This is a genomic window from Aquimarina besae (assembly GCF_042434905.1).
Classification (GTDB): Bacteria; Bacteroidota; Bacteroidia; order Flavobacteriales; family Flavobacteriaceae; genus Aquimarina.
In genome coordinates, this window is sequence record NZ_CP170199.1 from 851,393 (window position 1) to 870,071 (window position 18,679).

At 35.0% G+C, this 18,679-nt stretch carries 13 protein-coding genes; 9 read left to right on the forward strand and 4 right to left on the reverse strand.

The features are described 5' to 3' along the window. Nucleotides 1–47: 47 nt before the first annotated feature. The 4 genes from ACE94K_RS03725 to ACE94K_RS03740 all read right to left on the reverse strand — a co-directional run bounded on the left by ACE94K_RS03725 (nucleotide 48) and on the right by ACE94K_RS03740 (nucleotide 4,027). Entirely contained in the window at nucleotides 48–998 is a 951-nt protein-coding gene (locus ACE94K_RS03725; protein ID WP_378180134.1) for an SPFH domain-containing protein, read from the reverse strand. A gap of 63 nt (nucleotides 999–1,061) precedes the next feature. Next, nucleotides 1,062–1,241, reverse strand: coding sequence for a DUF4177 domain-containing protein (locus ACE94K_RS03730; RefSeq protein WP_378180137.1), 180 nt, complete (start codon nucleotides 1,239–1,241; stop codon nucleotides 1,062–1,064). 130 nt (nucleotides 1,242–1,371) lie between these two features. Then, a complete protein-coding gene (gene gltX / locus ACE94K_RS03735; protein WP_378180140.1) occupies nucleotides 1,372–2,883 on the reverse strand; it encodes a glutamate--tRNA ligase in 1,512 nt (503 codons plus the stop codon). 100 nt (nucleotides 2,884–2,983) lie between these two features. Next, on the reverse strand, nucleotides 2,984–4,027 hold the full coding sequence (locus ACE94K_RS03740) for an alkane 1-monooxygenase (RefSeq protein ID WP_378180143.1): 1,044 nt from the start codon (nucleotides 4,025–4,027) through the stop codon (nucleotides 2,984–2,986). Between the two features lie 101 nt (nucleotides 4,028–4,128). Here ACE94K_RS03740 and ACE94K_RS03745 point away from each other — a divergent pair, with 101 nt between their 5' ends. The 9 genes from ACE94K_RS03745 (at nucleotide 4,129) to ACE94K_RS03785 (ending at nucleotide 18,665) form a co-directional block, all read left to right on the forward strand. Continuing rightward, entirely contained in the window at nucleotides 4,129–7,515 is a 3,387-nt protein-coding gene (locus ACE94K_RS03745; protein WP_378180146.1) for a DUF4175 family protein, read from the forward strand. After that, complete coding sequence (ybeY, locus tag ACE94K_RS03750) at nucleotides 7,508–7,927, forward strand: rRNA maturation RNase YbeY (RefSeq protein WP_378180149.1); 420 nt, start codon at nucleotides 7,508–7,510, stop codon at nucleotides 7,925–7,927. Before ACE94K_RS03745 ends, ybeY begins: the two co-directional genes overlap by 8 nt. A gap of 82 nt (nucleotides 7,928–8,009) precedes the next feature. Continuing rightward, nucleotides 8,010–9,881: a tRNA uridine-5-carboxymethylaminomethyl(34) synthesis enzyme MnmG gene (gene mnmG, locus ACE94K_RS03755; protein ID WP_378180152.1), complete on the forward strand. Its 1,872-nt coding sequence runs from the start codon at nucleotides 8,010–8,012 to the stop codon at nucleotides 9,879–9,881. A 143-nt stretch (nucleotides 9,882–10,024) separates the two neighbouring features. Continuing rightward, the gene (locus ACE94K_RS03760) at nucleotides 10,025–10,360 is read left to right on the forward strand and encodes a hypothetical protein (RefSeq protein ID WP_378180155.1); all 336 of its coding nucleotides are present in this window, start codon (nucleotides 10,025–10,027) and stop codon (nucleotides 10,358–10,360) included. 46 nt (nucleotides 10,361–10,406) lie between these two features. Continuing rightward, nucleotides 10,407–10,910: a hypothetical protein gene (locus tag ACE94K_RS03765; protein ID WP_378180158.1), complete on the forward strand. Its 504-nt coding sequence runs from the start codon at nucleotides 10,407–10,409 to the stop codon at nucleotides 10,908–10,910. Then, nucleotides 10,910–11,758: a class I SAM-dependent methyltransferase gene (locus ACE94K_RS03770; RefSeq protein ID WP_378180161.1), complete on the forward strand. Its 849-nt coding sequence runs from the start codon at nucleotides 10,910–10,912 to the stop codon at nucleotides 11,756–11,758. Before ACE94K_RS03765 ends, ACE94K_RS03770 begins: the two co-directional genes overlap by 1 nt. Nucleotides 11,759–11,988: 230 nt before the next feature. Then, the gene (locus ACE94K_RS03775; protein ID WP_378180164.1) at nucleotides 11,989–12,516 is read left to right on the forward strand and encodes an OmpH family outer membrane protein; all 528 of its coding nucleotides are present in this window, start codon (nucleotides 11,989–11,991) and stop codon (nucleotides 12,514–12,516) included. A gap of 611 nt (nucleotides 12,517–13,127) precedes the next feature. Then, on the forward strand, nucleotides 13,128–15,233 hold the full coding sequence (locus ACE94K_RS03780) for a hypothetical protein (protein WP_378180167.1): 2,106 nt from the start codon (nucleotides 13,128–13,130) through the stop codon (nucleotides 15,231–15,233). 3 nt (nucleotides 15,234–15,236) lie between these two features. Next, nucleotides 15,237–18,665, forward strand: coding sequence for a PorP/SprF family type IX secretion system membrane protein (locus ACE94K_RS03785; RefSeq protein WP_378180170.1), 3,429 nt, complete (start codon nucleotides 15,237–15,239; stop codon nucleotides 18,663–18,665). Nucleotides 18,666–18,679: the final 14 nt, after the last annotated feature.

Here is an 18,679-nt window from a genome sequence, read left to right on the forward strand (position 1 = left end):
AAAAAAACCCGGTCAGAACATATGACCGGGTTTAAATAGAATATAAGTTAATTTTCTGTATCAGGTTTTTTCTTAGTCAAGCCTTTTTTTGCATTCTGTCTTTTCATTTCTTCTCCTATTTGATTAGAAGCTGTAAACGAAGCGATCATATTATTTAGCATGTCGCTGCCAGCCTGTGGAGAGTTTGGCAATAGTATTAAATTGCTATTGGTTTCTTCACCTATAGATTGTAAGGTGTCATAGTGTTGTGTTACAACAATAAGAGCAGAAGCTTCTTGAGAATTAATACCTACATTGTTCAGAACATCAACACTTTCTTCTAGACCTCTGGCAATTTCCCTTCTTTGATCGGCAATACCTTGTCCTTGTAATCTTTTACTTTCTGCTTCCGCACGTGCTTTAGCAACAATCTTGATACGCTCTGCTTCTGCTTCATATTCTGCTGCAACCTTTTCTCTTTCTGCTGCATTAATTCTATTCATTGCCTCTTTTACCTGTAAGTCAGGATCGATATCAGTAACTAAGGTTTTGATAATATCATATCCATAATTAATCATTGCTTCGTTCAATTCTTGTTTTACAGCAATAGCAATATCATCCTTTCTTTCAAAAACATCATCAAGTTTCATTTTAGGAACTTCTGCACGAACGACATCAAATACATAAGAAGTAATCTGATCGTGTGGATTTTCTAGTTTATAAAAAGCATCATATACTTTTTCTTTGATAACCTGAAATTGTACAGAAATTTTTAAACGAACAAATACATCATCTTTCGTTTTGGTTTCTACCAGAACATCAAGTTGTTGAATTTTAAGATTGATTCGTCCAGCTATGTTATCAATAAGAGGAATTTTCATCTGTAACCCAGAGTTACGAATGCTATGAAATTTTCCAAACCTTTCGATAATAGCTGATGTTTGTTGTTTAACGACAAAGAAAAATTTGAAGAATAGGAAGAGTCCTATTATAGCCAATGGTATAATGTAGTAATTCATTTGAGTAAATTATAAGGTTAATAGTTTGTATTAAATGTAAAGATAAAAAGTCATTCAACAATCTTATTTGGCAATAGTTATCATAGCTGTAGACATTCCCGAACTACTGGAAGTTCCAAAAGCTACGGATACAATTTCCCAGCCTTCCTGAGAAGCTTTGTTTAAAGTTTCTTCGACTTCCTTACGCAGTTTTTCGGTAGACCATAGATTGGATCTTTTAAGAACTTTATATTGTTTTCCCATAGCTTAAATTATTTAGATTATATATGATATAAGTATCTAAATGTTATAAAATGTTACAGGGAATTTTAAACAAAAAACCCACTATCTCAACTTAGATAATGGGGTTTGATATGAGTTGCGAGTAAAAACACTATAATGTTTCAATAGCGAATTTTATTCTTTTTATGGTTTCTTCTTTACCGATAATACTACTAATTTCGAAAAGATCAGGCCCTTGTAGCGATCCCACCAGAGCAATTCGTAGTGGCATCATGATTTTTCCAAAACCAATCTCTTTGGCTTTGATCCATCCTTTTACAATAGTTGAAACATTTTCAGAAGAGAAATCATTAATGTCATTAATTACTCTATTGAGTTCTTGCATTAAATTGGCAGTATCTTCTTTCCATGCTTTTTTAACAGCATTTTCGTCATATGTTACGGGTGCGATGAATAGAAACGAGCTTAGATCCCAAAGATCTTTAGAAAACACCGCTCTTTCTTTAACCAGATTAACAATTTTTGCAAGATCAAACGAAGTAGAAATATTCTTATCCAAAAGTAATTTTTTCAAGTGTTCGACGTGTACAGAAGTATCGAGTTGTTGAAAATACTGTTGTTGAAACCATTTTGATTTATTCGGATCAAATTTAGCTCCTGCCTTATGAACTCTTGCTAAATCAAATTCATTAGTTAATTCTTCAAGAGAGAAGAGTTCTTGTTCTGTTCCTGGATTCCACCCCAAGAAGGCAAGCATATTAATAACAGCTTCTGGCAGGTAGCCATCTTCACGATATCCGGATGCGATTTCATTACTTTTAGGATCAGTCCATTGCAACGGAAATACAGGAAATCCTCCTTCTATACCGTCTCTTTTCCCTAATTTTCCTTTTCCATTTGGTTTTAAAATCAAGGGTAAATGAGAGAAACTAGGCGGTTCCCAATTAAAACATCGATAAAGCAATACGTGTAAGGCAAGAGAAGGCAACCATTCTTCACCTCGAATAACGTGAGTGATTTCCATTAGATGATCATCAACAATGTTTGCTAAATGATATGTCGGCATACCGTCACTTTTGAATAATACTTTATCATCTAGAACATTGGTATCTATTTTAATGTCACCACGTATTTCATCTTTTAAGTGCAACGTTTCGTTTGTTGGAGATTTAAAACGGATTACATAAGGGTCAGCCGAGTTGATTTTTTGATGAACTTCATCTTCGGATAAAGACAATGAATTATTTAATTTTTCTCTATTATGCCAGTTGTATATAAAAGTTTTTCCTTCAGATTCGTAATGCTTTCTGTGTGCATCAAGTTCGTCTGCAGTATCAAATGCATAATAAGCGTGACCGTTTTGGATTAATTGTTCAGCATATTGTTTATACAAATGTTTACGTTCGCTCTGTCGATAGGGACCAAAACCACCATCTTTTCCTGGTCCTTCATCAAAAGGAATATTGCACCAATGTAGTGCTTCTATAATGTAATCTTCTGCCCCTGGAACAAATCTTTTTTCATCAGTATCTTCTATTCGAAGAACAAATGTCCCGTGATTCTTTTTAGTAAAAAGATAATTAAACAAAGCGGTTCTTACACCACCAATATGTAATGGTCCTGTTGGACTGGGTGCAAATCTTACTCTAGTATTTTTTGTCATGATCTTGTGTTTTATACCTAAAAAAGGTTTACAAAAGAGACGACAAAGATACAATCTTAAATAAGTGATATAAAAAGAATTGTTTTAATAAATTAAAACATTATCGCTGCGGTTTCATTTCATCAGGCACACGTTTATTCATTAAAACAAACCAAAGAGGCGGAAATAATGATAGGACCATAGATGTTGGATATCCAAAAGGTAATTGAGGACTTTCTTCATGATGATCAAGAAGTTGATATTTTTTGGATGCTCTATAATGATGATCACTATGTCTGGTAAGTTCAAAAAGTAATATTCGTCCGAGCAAGTGATTAGAATTCCAGGAATGAATTTCACGTACACGTTCATATCTACCCGTTTTATTTTTCTTTCTTAACAAACCGTAATGTTCGATATAATTAATGGTTTCAAGTAATAAAAATCCTACAACACCAGACAAGATAGCAATGATCATTCCAGATAAACCAAAAACAATGAATAAGGCACTTAAATAAAATGAATAAATGATAAGATACCAAAACATATCATTTTTTAAGGATATAAAGGATCGGCTGTCTTGTTTTAATAGATTGATTTGTATTTTCCAAGCACTTATATATTGTCCAATGACAGAGGTAAACCAGAAAAAATAAATGGGTTGGTTATATCGTGCCGTAGCCGGATCTTCATTAGTCGCGGCCTTTTGGTGATGGCCAAAATTATGTTCCACGTAAAAATGCATATATAAAGAAGGAAGCAGAAGTGCTTTTGCAATAAAACGTTCTTTAGAAAAACGATGACCGAGTTCATGTCCTACGTTAATTCCGTTTGCTCCCAAAACAAGACCTGTAGAAATTACAATACCAACTATTTCATAGGTAGCCAAATGAAACGAGGTAGTCGTATATAATGCATAGAATAATATTGAATAAATGATGGGTAGGTTGATGTATAGCAACCAGTCAAAAAGACGTTTTTTGGATTTAGATAATTTGGTGTCATCATCTAGGTTTTCTTCAGATGAAGGGGTAAAGAGTTCAATGATAGGTATCAAGCCGAAGACATATATTGGTGTCAAATATGTATATACTCCTTGCAACCAAATACTTAAAAAAGCAACGACAGGGATGGAGTAAGCGGATATATATTTTAGATCTCTCATAATAAGTTAATTGCTAGGGGTTTGAATTATAATAAATATAACAAATCTATAAGAAATAAAGTTGTAGTTTTATAAATTACTGAAAAAAGAAAAGAAGAGGAATGAATAATTTTGATGTCATAAAAGACAAATTAGAAAAGTTTATAAAAAAATATTACCTCAATGAGCTCATCAAAGGAGCTATCCTTTTTTTCTCGGCGGGCGTTTTGTATTTTTTATTTACACTGTTGATAGAGTATTTTTTATGGTTGAATAGTACTTGGAGAACGGTATTGTTCTGGATGTTTGTGGTGGTGGAAATTTCCCTGTTTTTTAAATTTATTGTTGTTCCAACAGGAAAACTATTAAAATTAACAAATGGCATTGATTATATCGGTGCCTCAAAAATAATAGGAAATCATTTTCCCGATGTAAATGATAAACTATTAAACTTATTACAGCTTGGCAAGAGTGATACATCTTCTTCACTTTTGGTGGCTAGTATTGAGCAAAGATCCGAACAGTTAAAACCTATACCATTTAAGCTTGCTGTAAGTTTTAGGAATAATAAGAAATACATTAAGTATGCCGTGATTCCTCTAGTTTTTTTACTAGTAAGTTTATTTAATCATAACAATTGGTTTTCTGATAGTTATCAAAGGGTAATCAATTATGAAACTGCATATACACCACCAGCACCATTTCAGTTTCTGGTGGTCAATCAGGAATTAAAGGCCTTGGAAGGCAAGGATTATGTTCTAAAGGTTAAGACCCTTGGCGATATAGTGCCTGAGAATGTAACAATTACTTATAATGACGAGATATATTTTTTAAAGAATATGGGAACGGGCGAGTTTCAACATGTATTTGTACAGCCAAAAGAGACAATTAGTTTTACATTGTCTTCTAATGAGGTTACATCTAAAGAACTTGAGCTTAAGGTTGTATCTGTGCCTGTGCTTTTGGATTTTGTGATGAGTTTAGACTATCCTCAATATACAGGCAAAAAGGATGAGGAGTTGAAAAGTTCGGGCAATGCTACAGTACCTGAAGGAACAAAAGTGGTGTGGAAGGTAAAAACTAGGAATACGGATCGGGTCAATTTAGTGGTGAAAGATTCAGTTATAGATTTCAATAAAACATCAACAGATTTTTTCTATGATAAACAGGTATATAGCGATTTGGATTATGAGATAAGAACATCAAATAACAATGTTCCTAATTATGATAATTTATCGTTCAATTTAAATGTAATAAAAGATCAGTTTCCAGAGCTTAACCTAACATCAGAAAAAGACACATTAGATAACAGTACGCTATATTTTTACGGAAGGGTTAGCGACGATTATGGTCTAAGTAGGTTACGACTGGTTTATTATAATTCGGAATTTGAGGATGTGAAGTACACAGAGGATTTGAACGTAAACACTTCGGTTTTCGACGAGTTTGTATATGTTTTTCCAGGAGATCTTAGTCTACAGGATGGAGTAGATTACAGCTTCTATTTTGAAATTTTTGACAATGATGTTATTCACGGGTATAAAAGCACAAAGAGTCAAGTTTTTAGTTTTAGAAAGTTAACCAATAAGGAAGAAGAAAACAAAAGGTTAGAACAGCAAAGTGAAGCAATATCAGGTTTAAATAAATCGTTGAAAAAATTTACAGATCAAGAAGAGGATCTTAAAACCTTGAGTAAGCTACAGAAAGAAAAAAAGCAGTTAGATTACAACGATAAAAAGAAGCTAGAGGATTATTTGAAAAGGCAGAAAGAACAAGAGAAGATGATGCAGAATTTTTCAAAGCAATTAAAGGATAATTTGAACCAATTCAAAGAAAAGAAAGAAGAAGAACCTTTTAAGGATGCGTTGAAAGAAATGCTGGAACGGAATGAGGAAAGATTAAAGAAGAATGAGAAATTATTAGAGGAGATAGAGAAGCTAACAGAAAAAATACAAAAGGAAGAGTTAACAGAAAAGTTGGAAGAATTGTCCAAGGAGAACAAAAATTTAAAGAAGAATTTAGAACAATTATTGGAACTTACAAAAAGGTATTATGTAATAGAAAAGCATGAGAAGTTGGCTAGTAAGCTTAATGAGATGTCTAAGGAACAAGAGGCGTTGTCAGATAAAATAGATGAGCAAAACACGAAAGATAAGCAGGATGAGCTAAATAAAGAGTTTGAGAATTTTCAAAAAGAAATGCAGGAACTGCGCAAGGAAAATGAGGATCTAAAGAAACCTATGAATTTAGATCAGGATCCAAGTGATGAAGAGGAAATTAAGAAAGAACAAGAGGAGGCTAGTGATAAGTTGAATAAAGACAATAAGGAAGGGGCGAAGAAAAACCAAAAAAGCGCGGCTCAAAAAATGAAGGAGATGAGTGATGCAATGCAGAGGCAAATGGAAATGGGAGGAGGAGAACAGCAACAGGAAGATATAGAAATGCTTCGTCAGATTTTGGATAATTTGGTAGATTTTTCAATAGGACAAGAGGACCTAATGAAGGGTTTTAAAGGAATAAGTATTGATAATCCAACTTATTCAAGTAAGCTAAAAAAGCAAAGTGTATTGCGTGAGAATTTTATCCATATAGATGATAGTTTATACTCGCTAGCATTAAGGACACCAAAAATTTCTGACAAGGTTACTGAGAAGTTAACAGATATAGAATTTAATATTGATAAATCATTAGAGAGATTAGCAGACAATCAATCGATTCAGGGTGTGGCGAATCAGCAATATGTAGTTACAGGAGCGAATGATCTAGCATATTTTTTAAGCAAAGCTTTGGACAATATGCAGAATAGCATGTCACAAGGAAAGGGAAAGGGAGGAAGTAAATCTAGAGGCTTTCAATTACCGGATATTATCAAAAAGCAAGGCGAGTTGAATGAAAAAATGAAAGAAGGCTCAAAAAAAGGAAAGGGAGAAAAAAGTGGTGAAAAGAAGGGTGAAGGAGATAGCGGTAAGACAGGCGAAGATGGCAAGAGTGGGGAAAGTGGAAAAGGTAACGAGGGAGAAAAAAGTGGTAAGGAAGGAAAAGATGGAAATGGCTCTGGGGATGGTGAAAAAAATTCAGAAATTCAGAAAGAAGAGATGAACGGAGAGCTATATGAAATTTATAAACAACAACAGGAATTGAGAAATGCTTTGCAAGAGAAATTAAAAGGAGCTGGAAAAGGAAATAGGATTGGTAGTGATCTATTGAGAAGAATGGAACAGGTAGAACAAGAACTTTTAGAAAAAGGTTTCAATGAAGGGACACTTAGCAAAATGCTAAATCTAAAGCATGAACTTTTAAAACTCGAGGATGCAACAATAGAACAGGGAGAGGAAGAAAGAAGAGAAAGTAAAAGCAATAAACGACGTTATGAAAATGATAAAATAGAAGAATTAAACAAGGCAAAACAATATTTCAATACAACAGAAATATTAAACAGACAAGTATTACCTTTGCGGCAAAATTACAAACGCAAGGTTCAGGAATATTTTAAGAAAGGCTATGATTAATTTTTTTTATGAAGAAGTAGAATTAGATCTTAATGAAAAGGCGTTAGCCGGTTGGATCCGTAAGGTAATTGTCTCTGAATCTAGAAAAGAAGGGGAGCTTAGTTTCATTTTTTGTAATGACAATTATTTACTCAAAATTAATCAAGAATTCCTGAATCACAACACCTTTACGGATATCATAAGTTTTGACAATAGTTTAGGAGAGGAGTTGCACGGAGATATATTTATTTCAACAGAAAGGGTTAAAGAAAACGCTAGTATATATTTAGTTTCTGACGAAGAGGAGTTAAAAAGAGTTATAATTCATGGCGTGTTGCACTTGTGTGGTTACAAGGATAAGACGGATGAGGATAAAACTCTAATGAGACAAAAGGAAGACGAAAAACTATTAATGTTCCACGTGGAACATTAATAGTTTTTCTGTCTTAATTTGTTCCACGTGGAACAAATTTTAATAAAATTGACGTTCCACGTGGAACAAATGATTAAAGAATATGTTTGACAAAGAGTATGATGTTATAGTCGTGGGTGCTGGACACGCTGGAAGCGAGGCAGCCGCCGCCGCCGCTAATTTAGGATGCAGTACATTATTAATCACGATGAATCTGCAGAATATAGCGCAGATGAGTTGTAATCCTGCAATGGGTGGTATAGCAAAGGGGCAAATTGTTAGAGAAATTGATGCGCTAGGAGGGTATAGTGGAATCGTTAGTGACAGGACAGCGATACAGTTTAAAATGTTGAATAAGTCAAAAGGTCCTGCGATGTGGAGCCCAAGGGTTCAGAGTGATCGTATGCGATTTGCTGAAGAGTGGAGGTTGTTGTTAGAACAGACTCCAAATTTGGATTTTTATCAAGAGATGGTAAGTGGATTGATTGTAGAAAATAATCAGATCAAGGGAGTTCGAACATCTTTGGGTATAGAGGTAAGAGGAAAATCAGTAGTGCTAACCAATGGAACGTTCTTAAATGGTTTGATTCATATAGGAGAAAAACAGTTTGGAGGAGGACGTGCTGGAGAACGTGCCGCAACAGGTATAACAGAGCAATTAGTGGATCTTGGTTTTGATTCGGGAAGAATGAAAACAGGTACTCCACCTAGAGTGGATGGTAGGTCTTTAGATTATAGTAAAATGGTGGAGCAACCTGGAGACGAAAATCCAGAAAAGTTTAGTTATTCTGATTTATCTAGGCCCTTGACTAATCAGAGGTCGTGTTATATGACATACACCTCTCCTGAAGTCCATGATCTTTTAAGAGAGGGTTTTGATCGTTCGCCTATGTTTAATGGTAGAATAAAGAGTATTGGTCCAAGATATTGTCCTTCAATCGAGGATAAAATAAACAGATTTGCTGATAAAGACAGACATCAGATGTTTATTGAGCCTGAGGGTTGGAACACAGTCGAAGTATACGTAAATGGTTTTTCAACCTCTTTGCCAGAGGATGTACAATTCAAAGCTCTACGTTCCGTCGTGGGTTTTGAAAACGTAAAGTTTTTTAGACCGGGTTATGCAATCGAGTACGATTATTTTCCTCCAACACAATTGACGCATACGTTGGAGACCAAATTGGTATCAGGGTTATTTTTTGCGGGTCAGATTAATGGAACAACAGGTTACGAAGAAGCAGCTTCACAAGGATTAATGGCGGGCATAAACGCAGCGTTAAAAGTCAAGGAACAAGAACCTTTTACTATTAAAAGGAGTGAAGCTTATATCGGAGTGTTGATAGATGATTTGATCACAAAGGGTACAGAAGAGCCATACCGTATGTTCACATCCAGAGCAGAATATAGAACATTACTGAGACAAGATAATGCAGATTTCAGATTGACACCGATGGCTCATAAAATTGGATTAGCGTCAGATCAGAGGATGAAAAGAATGGAGGAGAAGCAAGAAAAGTCGCAAGCGTTTGTAGACTTTTTTAAAGAAACTAGTGTAGCACCTCAAGAAGCAAATCCGGTTTTAGAAGAAAAAGAATCTTCGCCAATAAATCAAAGTGGTAAAATGTTTAAGTTGTTTGCAAGGCCTCAGATTACACTCGAGGATATGAAAAAATTTAAGAAGGTGGATGCATACATTAATGAAAATGATTTGGATAAAGAAGTTTTAGAACAAACAGAAATACAAGTCAAGTATTCAGGATATATTGAAAAGGAAAAAAATAATGCTGATAAATTAAATCGTTTAGAGAATATAAAGATTCCTAAAGATTTTGATTATACCAAACTTAAATCACTTTCGTATGAAGCTTGCGAAAAAATGACAAAAATTAAACCAGCTACGATTTCGCAAGCATCAAGAATCAGCGGTGTCTCCCCGAGTGATATTTCGGTTTTATTAGTGTATATGGGTAGATAATGGAGTGCGTAATCTGTAAACAAGAACGAGCACTTAAGGCGAAGATGTTGACTGGGATAATTTTGATTGTTGCTTCTGTTATGTTGTTTTTTGGTTCAACACCTCTTTTGCCGAGGGTGGTATTCTTTCTGGGTTCTTTAATTATGATGGTTTTTTCAGTTTCTTATAAAATCAATAAAGACTTTAAGAATAAAAAGTTATATGCGGTTTTTGGTTTGGTTCTTTTTGAGTCTAATTTAAGTTTTGAGTTTCCAGATTACATATCGGTGTTTTCTGGTTCTTTTAGTATAAATAATGATTGGGCTACGGTGAGTGCATTAGGAACAAAAGAAAGACATGAAAAAACGGTTGTCCGGTTTTTTACAGAAAACAGAAAAACAACGGTTTTTAGTACTAATAATTATACTAAGGCGTTAAAAAAAGCAAGTGAATTAAGTGATCTTTTAGGTGTTAAAATGTACGATGCAACTAAGTCATAGTTCCACGTGGAACAATTTGTTTTAGAAGATAAATAAGTTTTAAGAAATGAGGTATTTATTAATGACAATGGGAACTGTTCTTTTTTTTACGTCTTGTATTTCCATTAACACCGTTCCACAAATGGAAAATTACCGGATCGAAACCGAGGATTGGCATGGAGTGGAATATTTTCTTTTTAAATCTAATTTATCGCCTGTACAAACCGAACTGTCATTAAGAAATCAATTAGGCGTGTCTGAAGATAAGAAAATCTCAAATTTTGACACAAAACTGTTTGATGAACACGAAATTATTTTCAATATTAAAGTAGATATATCTACAGATCGAAATAAGTATGTTGATTTTACGAAAACTATAACGAATGGTGATGATCCAAAAATAGAAAACGGAAAACTGGAGACTTTCGTAAAAATTGAAGTGTTCGACCCTAATGGAGAAAATTGTCTTTCAAGAAAATCTTTATTCTCTAGTAAAACAAAATCTTTTTTATTAAATATCAAGAATAACATAAGAGAACAGGATTATATTAATATATCGTCGGATCGGTAATGGAAAAAGAAGAATTGGATTTTTATTTAGAGTGTAAGGATCATACTGTATCAAAAGAAAGTTTTGTTTTATACAAGGACAAAAATCTTGATTTATTGATAACAAGTCCTAGACCTGATGAATCAGATTTAGCAAAATATTATGAAAGCGAAGATTATATTTCTCATACTGATGGTAAGAGAAGCTTCTTTGAAAAATTATACCACACGGTAAAGAAATATGCGCTGAATAGAAAAGTAAGGCTGATAGAGGAGTTAAACGGTGGAGTGGGTAGCTTGTTGGATATAGGAGCAGGTACTGGAGACTTTCTGGTCGAAGCCAAGAGTAAAATGTGGCAGGTGGCTGGTGTTGAACCCAATCAAGAGGCTAAAGCGTTGGCAAAAGATAAAGGAATAACACTACAATCAGATACCGCAAATTTAGAGTCAAATACGTTTGATATTATTACTATGTGGCACGTGTTAGAGCATGTTCCTAATGTGCCAAAGCAAATAGAAGAATTAAAGCGCTTGCTAAAACCTGGAGGATATGCAATTATTGCCGTTCCTAACTTTAAATCATATGATGCCAAGTATTATCAATCTTATTGGGCAGCTTATGATGTGCCTAGACATTTATGGCATTTTTCAGAAAATTCTATAAAACAGCTTTTTGGTAAAGAGGGAATGCTATTGAAAAAAACGCTTCCTTTAATTTTTGATTCTTTTTATGTATCCCTTTTATCTGAAAAATATAAAAATGGAAGAATGAATTTTATGAATGCTTTTAGGATAGGTTTGCTTTCAAATATAAAAGCAAAAAGATCAAAACAGTATTCCTCACATATTTATATACTGAAAAATGGGTAATTTCTTCGTTACGTCGTTTTTTAGAGCCCTTAAGGTCTTTTGAGGTATATAATCCTGGATTTTTTCTTAAAACACGTTAAAAGCAGTTATTTTTATTCAATTTTAATTGATTTTAATTATTAAAAGAGTAAAAAATATTGTTTTTTCTTATAGCTGAAGAATTTGATGTAGTTAAGTGTATTACATCAACTGAACTTTGATATTTTTGCGCAGAATTAAATTTTAAATAAATGAGAAATTTTATATGGATAGCAATCGCGTTAATCGGATTGACTTCTTGCAATCAGCAAACTGAAAAAACGGGTTATGTAAATAATACCAAAGTAGTATCCGATTTTAATGAGATGAAAACTGCTAAGGAGAAATGGACCAAGAAGAATAATGAAGTAAGAGCAGAGCTTGAGGAAAAAGCAAAGCAATTTCAGATTGAAGTTCAGGGATATCAAAATATCATGAAATCAATGTCTCAAGCCAATAGAGAAAAGAAGGAACAAGAGTTAATGGTGAAACAACAGACGCTGCAAAGAGAGCAACAAACCAGAATGCAAGAAATACAGCAAGGAAGTCAGGTCGAAATAGATTCAATTATATCCAAAGTAGAAAGTTTTATCAAGGATTATGGTAAAAAGAATGGATATACGTACATCTATGGAGAAACTGAGGTGAAGAATATTTTTTATGCAAAAGAAGAATTGGACTTAACGGATAAGATTATTGAAGAATTAAACGGTGAGAAGTCAACGGAAAGTAAGAATTAGATTAAATTTTAAGAAACCATTAAAATTAATTTTAATGGTTTTTTTATGATTTAAACACGGGAAAATTCCCTTGAAATGCACTGGTTTATCTGATCTTTTAAGCGCTAATTATGAACAGTTCTATCACGGCGATGAATATGCTAATAAAATACGCCAAAAGAGAACGAATATTCCATGATCTATATATCAGAAAAAAGGTGAATTTTCTCCAAAAAACATCAACAAAAAATTTTTGAATAATATATAAAAAGAGGACACTTAATCGGCAAAAACTGTCTTTTTCAGAGTTTTTTTTCAATCAATAAACGTATCATTTTTATATTTTTTTAAAGTTTTCTAATCGAAAAATCTGATTTTTTTGACGAATAATCATTGAAAACAGACGTTTTTTTTGGAAGTATAAAGACTCCTATTATATATTTAATGTATTGACTAGTAGTTTTTTAGACGTTATATGACGTCGATGAAATAAGGCTTTTTAGACATGTAATCATACCCTTCAAAAACAAGTAAGAATATTATTACAAAAAAAATCGAAAAATCGGTTTGATATAAATTTTTAATTCATATTTTTATGACTTTACAATAATTATATTAACAACATTATTAACATGCGCCCCAAATCGCTTGATGATGATGCAGATGTTCACATAAATTTAACTGATGTGATACCCATGAAAAAAAAGCTTAACCTCACAGTCGTCGCCATAGTCCTGTTACTTGGATTTCAAGTTCTTCAGGCGCAACGAACTATTGGTCCTCCTGCTCTTACCGAAAATCCACAGCAAACATGTGGAAAACCAGGTGTCACTTTTGAGTTTGAGGCACAGTTACGTGCTGGGCCAGCTTTGCCATCAAATAATGAATTTTTACTGGAATTGTCGGATCCTTCAGGCTCTTTTGCTAATCAATCGGATATCATAGAATTGGGCCGTATTTTGGGACCTAATGAAGCGGCTGGAGGAGCCACTACAATTCTTTTTACCGGTGTAGAGGTACCTACCAACGCAAATAGCGACGATTACAGAGTAAGGGTAATAGCCACTGAAGCGGATATAATAGGTCAAGTTTCAGAACCGATACCATTTCATTTTTTTGATGATGATAATCTCTTAATCCGTTTAAATGGTGGTAGGGGTGTTATTTTTTGTGATGTTGCTTCTTTTGCTAAAGAAATTGGAGTCGTAGTACTTGATGAAAATGATGATCCATTAGATCCCAATGATTTCAATTGGGAATGGACAAAAGATGGTATTGTGATTCCGGGAGAAAATAGTCCTACTTTATTAATCACAGAAGAGGGACAATATCAAGCAGTTGTACCTGTTGGATTGTGTAATAATACCTTTAGATTCAATAAATCTAATATAATAAGAGCTGAAATAGTAAACACTGGAGATATTAGTATAGTTACGGATGCTCCGGACTTTTCATTCTGTCCAGAAGAGGTTAAGGTATTACGAGCTAGTGAAGAAGATCAACGTAGACGACATCAATGGTATAAGGATGGTGTTCCGTTGGAAGGCGAAATAAGTACAAGGATTACCTTACCTAACAATAATTTTGGAGGAGAGTATACCTTAGAAATTGTTTTAAGTGAAGATTGTACTTTTACTACTGACCCTGTTACTGTGACCAATGAAGGTTCAAATATAACCGTGCCTTTCCCGGAGGAACTCATATTTCTACCTAATCAAGTATTAACCCTTACTTTAGAAACTGATGCTCCATTAGGAAGTCAATACAGATTTCTTGTAAACGGAAATGTTTTAACACAAAGTCAACTTACAGAGCAAACGCTCACTTTTGATAGTATTACTAGCTTGGGTGAATATAGAGTAGAAATTGAAGCAGATGATCCCTGTAATACTTTTTTGGTAACGGAAACCGAAATATTTTCTACAGAGATTTTTGAGATTGTAATTGCCCCCGAAGAGGTCGTGGATTGTGATCAGGATGTCATAACAATATCTTTACTGGAAATGGTTGGTATTATCGGAGGTAATAGGCGGGTTCCTCTCACAGATGAACAACTTGGTTTATTCGATTTTGAATGGTTTCAGGATGGAGTCTCCACAGGTGAGACTTCTTTGTCGTTTGATGTAAGCCGTGCTGATAATGGAGGAATTTTTGAACTTAGAGCTAGTTATCGACCCGCCGGATTGCCGGATCAGACTTCCAACCAGTTGCCTATTGATTTCTTATCTAATAATATTATTTTGGACATTACACCACCTGTTTTAGAAGCTGGAGAATCTGTAGTATTGACAGCACCATTTAGTGACAATTTTACGTATGAGTGGTATGTGATTCAGAATGGGCAAGAAGCTTTAATAGAAGGTGAAGCCACAAATATCCTTACAGTTACAGAAGAAGGTGATTATTTTGCAAGAATAAGCTCTTCTTTATGTACCACGGATACTTTAATCGCTTCGGTTAGAGGACCTGGAGCACAATCCGAGGTAATTCCAAACGTTATAACACAAGGTAGAGGTTCATCCAGCGATGTTTGGGTGCTACCAAACTCGTTTAGCGAAAGCGGTGTAGAGGTGAGCATATATTCTTCTAATGGAAAGTTGGATTTTCAAAAGAGCGGAGGATATAATGCTGATTGGCCTTCAAACTCAGCATCAGGAGCTGATGAGTTGATTTATTATTACATTATTAAAAGAAACAGCGAAGTAGTTAGAAAAGGAACAATTACTGTAATGAGATAATTTATGATTAAAAAAATACTTTTTATAATACTATGTAGTACCTGCTTAAATCTCATTTACAGTCAGGAAACAACCCCTATTACGTCGCAAGCACTTCCTGTCGAAGTACCTCTTCACAATTCTATTAAGTACAATAGATTTTTGTTTAATCCTACATTTTCTTTGGTTAGGGAAAATAAAAATTCGGTAAATGTATATAACCGTAATGAACGAATTTCTTTTCAGGATAATCCGCAGACATATGTTTTAAATTACAATGCCAGATTTGATGAAAAAACCGGAATAGGAATTGGTCTTTATCAACAAAGTCTAGGTGTGTTACGTTATTTTGGAGGTACCTTAAACTATGCCTATAATTTAGAACTAAACAGGGATATGAATTTCACCTTTGGAGTGAATCTACAATACCTACAATCCTCGCTTAAGAGCAAATTAGATCAAGCACAAATAAGTGATCCTATTACGGATAATTTTGAAAGTAGTTCTGTCTTTTTATTAAAACCAGGAGTAAATTTTAATTACGGTAATTTTGATGTCGGTGTCGCTGTTGGTAATCTAGTCGCTTATAACATTACAGCAAGCGAGTTATTAACCGACAATTTCGAATATTTAGGACACGTAATGTATACCACAGAATTGGACTGGAGAACAGACAATGAACTTAGAGGAATGGTATACGCTTCTAAACCCGGAGAACTCGACTTACGATACGGAGGAAACGTTTTATTTGAGATACCCAAGTATGGGTGGGCCCAATTAGGATACAACAGTTTTTATGGAGGTGCTATAGGAGTTGGAGCAAATATATCAAAAGTAGTATCTGTAGGACTTTCTGTAGAACCCGGTATTGGTGGAAGTGGAACAACCGCAGAATTTGGTTCTTCTTGGGAGGTTGCTTTGGCATACAATTTCGGACAAGAAGAAAAGAGAAAAAAGAGAAGAAACTTCTCGTCTAAGAGCTCACTACAAAGAGATTCTGAAATAAGAAGACTGAAGAAAGAAATTTTAGATCAAAATAAAATAATTAGAGAATTACAAAACTCTAGAGGTGATTCGTTAACTGAAGCCCAGAGATCTATGAATAAATTAGAAAGATCTATTCAGGAGGCGAAAGAAGAAGAAGCAAGAAAAGCAAGACAATTGGCTTTACAGCGTGAAGAAGAAGTAAAATTATTAAACAAGCAAAGAGAAGAGCTGGCCGCTCAGAAGCAATTAGAACTAGAGATGGCCGAGCAAAAAGCTGAAGAAGAAAGGTTGGCTGCAGAGAAAAGGTTAGCATTAGAAATGCAAGAGCAGAAAAATGCTGAAGAAGCGGCCGGAAGACAAGCTGAAGAAGCTAGAATAGCTGCTGAAGAAGCTGCAAGAGAAGCTGAAGCAGAGCAACAAGAAGCTGCTGCTGAAGCCGAAGCTGAAGCAAAAAGACAAGAACAAGAAGCGATCAGGTTGGCAGAACAAGAAGCTGAGACTGAAAGGCAACAAATTGCTGCGGCAGAAGAAGCAAAGAAACAGGCAGAGGCGGAAGCGTTAAGACAAGAGGAAGAGAGATTAGCCGCTCAGAAGCAATTAGAACTAGAGATGGCCGAGCAAAAAGCTGAAGAGGAAAGATTGGCTGCGCAGAAGAAATTAGAGCTTGAAATGGCTGAGCAAAAAGCTGAAGAAGAAAGATTAGCTTCTCAGAAAAAGCTGGAGCGAGAGATAGAAGAGCAAAGAAGAATAGAAGAATCTCAGAAAACGTTAGAAAGAGAAGTTTCTGTTCAAAAAGACGAAGAAGCAGAGGCTGCAAGATTGGCTGAGGAAGAGAGATTACGTCAAGAAGCTGAAGCTGCAAGATTAGCTGAAGAGGAGAGATTACGTCAGGAAGCAGAGGCTGCAAGATTAGCTGAAGAGGAGAGACAACGTCAGGAAGCAGAAGCTGCAAGATTAGCTGAAGAAGAGAGATTACGTCAGGAGGCTGAGGCTGCAAGATTAGCTGAAGAAGAGAGATTACGTCAGGAGGCTGAGGCTGCAAGATTGGCCGAGGAAGAGAGATTACGTCAGGAGGCTGAGGCTGCAAGATTGGCCGAGGAAGAGAGATTACGTCAGGAGGCTGAGGCTGCAAGATTGGCCGAGGAAGAGAGATTACGTCAGGAGGCTGAGGCTGCAAGATTGGCCGAGGAAGAGAGATTACGTCAGGAGGCTGAGGCTGCAAGATTGGCCGAGGAAGAGAGATTACGTCAGGAGGCTGAGGCTGCAAGATTAGCTGAAGAGGAGAGATTACGTCAGGAAGCAGAGGCTGCAAGATTAGCTGAAGAAGAGAGACAACGCCAGGAAGCAGAAGCTGCAAGATTGGCTGAGGAAGAGAGATTACGTCAAGAAGCTGAAGCTTCAAGATTAGCTGAACAGGAGAGATTACGTCAGGAGGCTGAGGCTGTAAGATTAGCTGAAGAAGAGAGACAACGTCAGGAAGCTGAAGCTGCAAGATTAGCTGAAGAAGAGAGACAACGTCAGGAAGCAGAAGCTGCAAGGTTAGCTGAAGAAGAGAGACAACGCCAAGAAGCAGAGGCTGCATCAGAAGAAAGTAGTGAGGACCTTGAAGAGATTCAAAAAGAATTAGAGAATAGTAGTAGAATTACGGATAGGTTAATAGCATCAAGGGATTCTTTATTAACATCTTCGGTAAATCTAGATAAAAGAGAGTTTAATAAGCTTTTAGAGTCCTTGGTAAACATGAACAATGAAGCCGAGGAGGTGAAAAACTCTAATGATCCTACGAGTTCAAAAAGACTTACTTCTAAAAATAGGTTTATCAAATTTGCAGAGGCAACAAGACCTGAAGCAAAATATGCCACTAAATTTATCCCTGGATATCCGGAAGGATTCTATTTAATAGGTAACGTATTTAGAGGAGGAACGTATGCAGAAAGTTTTACCAATAAGTTAAAAGATCTTGGTTTTAACGATGCGCAAATCATTTTAAATCCTGAAAATCAGTATCAATATGTTGCGATAGAATATTATGACAACAAAACCGATGCTGCCGAGAATTATTTAAATAATATCGGGAATAAATATTTTGGCGATATGTGGATATTAAATATTGCTAAGAATAGGGTAGAATCTTTAAAACGATTAGTGCAAGAAACCAGATTGATTAAGGACACGGTTAAAGATGACACTGTACTAACAGAGAGTCTATCGTATATCGGAGGTCATAATATAGAAAATGGTTACTACTTGATTACGAACATTTTTAAGAGAGAGAATTATTTTGAAAGAGGAATGGATAGACTTAAGTCTCAAGGTTTAGAGCCCAAGTTTTTCAGGAATCCAAAAGATAATTATATATATGTGTATTTAGATAGATTTGACACATTAGATCAAGCAAAACAAAGCCTGTTCTCTAATGTTGGCAACACCTATAACGGAGATCTTTATATATTAAAAATACAGTAGTAAGCACCCCAAAA

What these genes read in the sequence shown, in the direction of transcription:
- ACE94K_RS03725 (WP_378180134.1), bottom strand. Translation starts at nt 998, where the DNA reads ATGAATTACTACATTATACCATTGGCTATAATAGGACTCTTCCTATTC.
- ACE94K_RS03730 (WP_378180137.1), bottom strand. Translation starts at nt 1,241, where the DNA reads ATGGGAAAACAATATAAAGTTCTTAAAAGATCCAATCTATGGTCTACC.
- gltX (WP_378180140.1), bottom strand. Translation starts at nt 2,883, where the DNA reads ATGACAAAAAATACTAGAGTAAGATTTGCACCCAGTCCAACAGGACCA.
- ACE94K_RS03740 (WP_378180143.1), bottom strand. Translation starts at nt 4,027, where the DNA reads ATGAGAGATCTAAAATATATATCCGCTTACTCCATCCCTGTCGTTGCT.
- ACE94K_RS03745 (WP_378180146.1), top strand. Translation starts at nt 4,129, where the DNA reads ATGAATAATTTTGATGTCATAAAAGACAAATTAGAAAAGTTTATAAAA.
- ybeY (WP_378180149.1), top strand. Translation starts at nt 7,508, where the DNA reads ATGATTAATTTTTTTTATGAAGAAGTAGAATTAGATCTTAATGAAAAG.
- mnmG (WP_378180152.1), top strand. Translation starts at nt 8,010, where the DNA reads ATGTTTGACAAAGAGTATGATGTTATAGTCGTGGGTGCTGGACACGCT.
- ACE94K_RS03760 (WP_378180155.1), top strand. Translation starts at nt 10,025, where the DNA reads ATGATGGTTTTTTCAGTTTCTTATAAAATCAATAAAGACTTTAAGAAT.
- ACE94K_RS03765 (WP_378180158.1), top strand. Translation starts at nt 10,407, where the DNA reads ATGAGGTATTTATTAATGACAATGGGAACTGTTCTTTTTTTTACGTCT.
- ACE94K_RS03770 (WP_378180161.1), top strand. Translation starts at nt 10,910, where the DNA reads ATGGAAAAAGAAGAATTGGATTTTTATTTAGAGTGTAAGGATCATACT.
- ACE94K_RS03775 (WP_378180164.1), top strand. Translation starts at nt 11,989, where the DNA reads ATGAGAAATTTTATATGGATAGCAATCGCGTTAATCGGATTGACTTCT.
- ACE94K_RS03780 (WP_378180167.1), top strand. Translation starts at nt 13,128, where the DNA reads ATGCGCCCCAAATCGCTTGATGATGATGCAGATGTTCACATAAATTTA.
- ACE94K_RS03785 (WP_378180170.1), top strand. Translation starts at nt 15,237, where the DNA reads ATGATTAAAAAAATACTTTTTATAATACTATGTAGTACCTGCTTAAAT.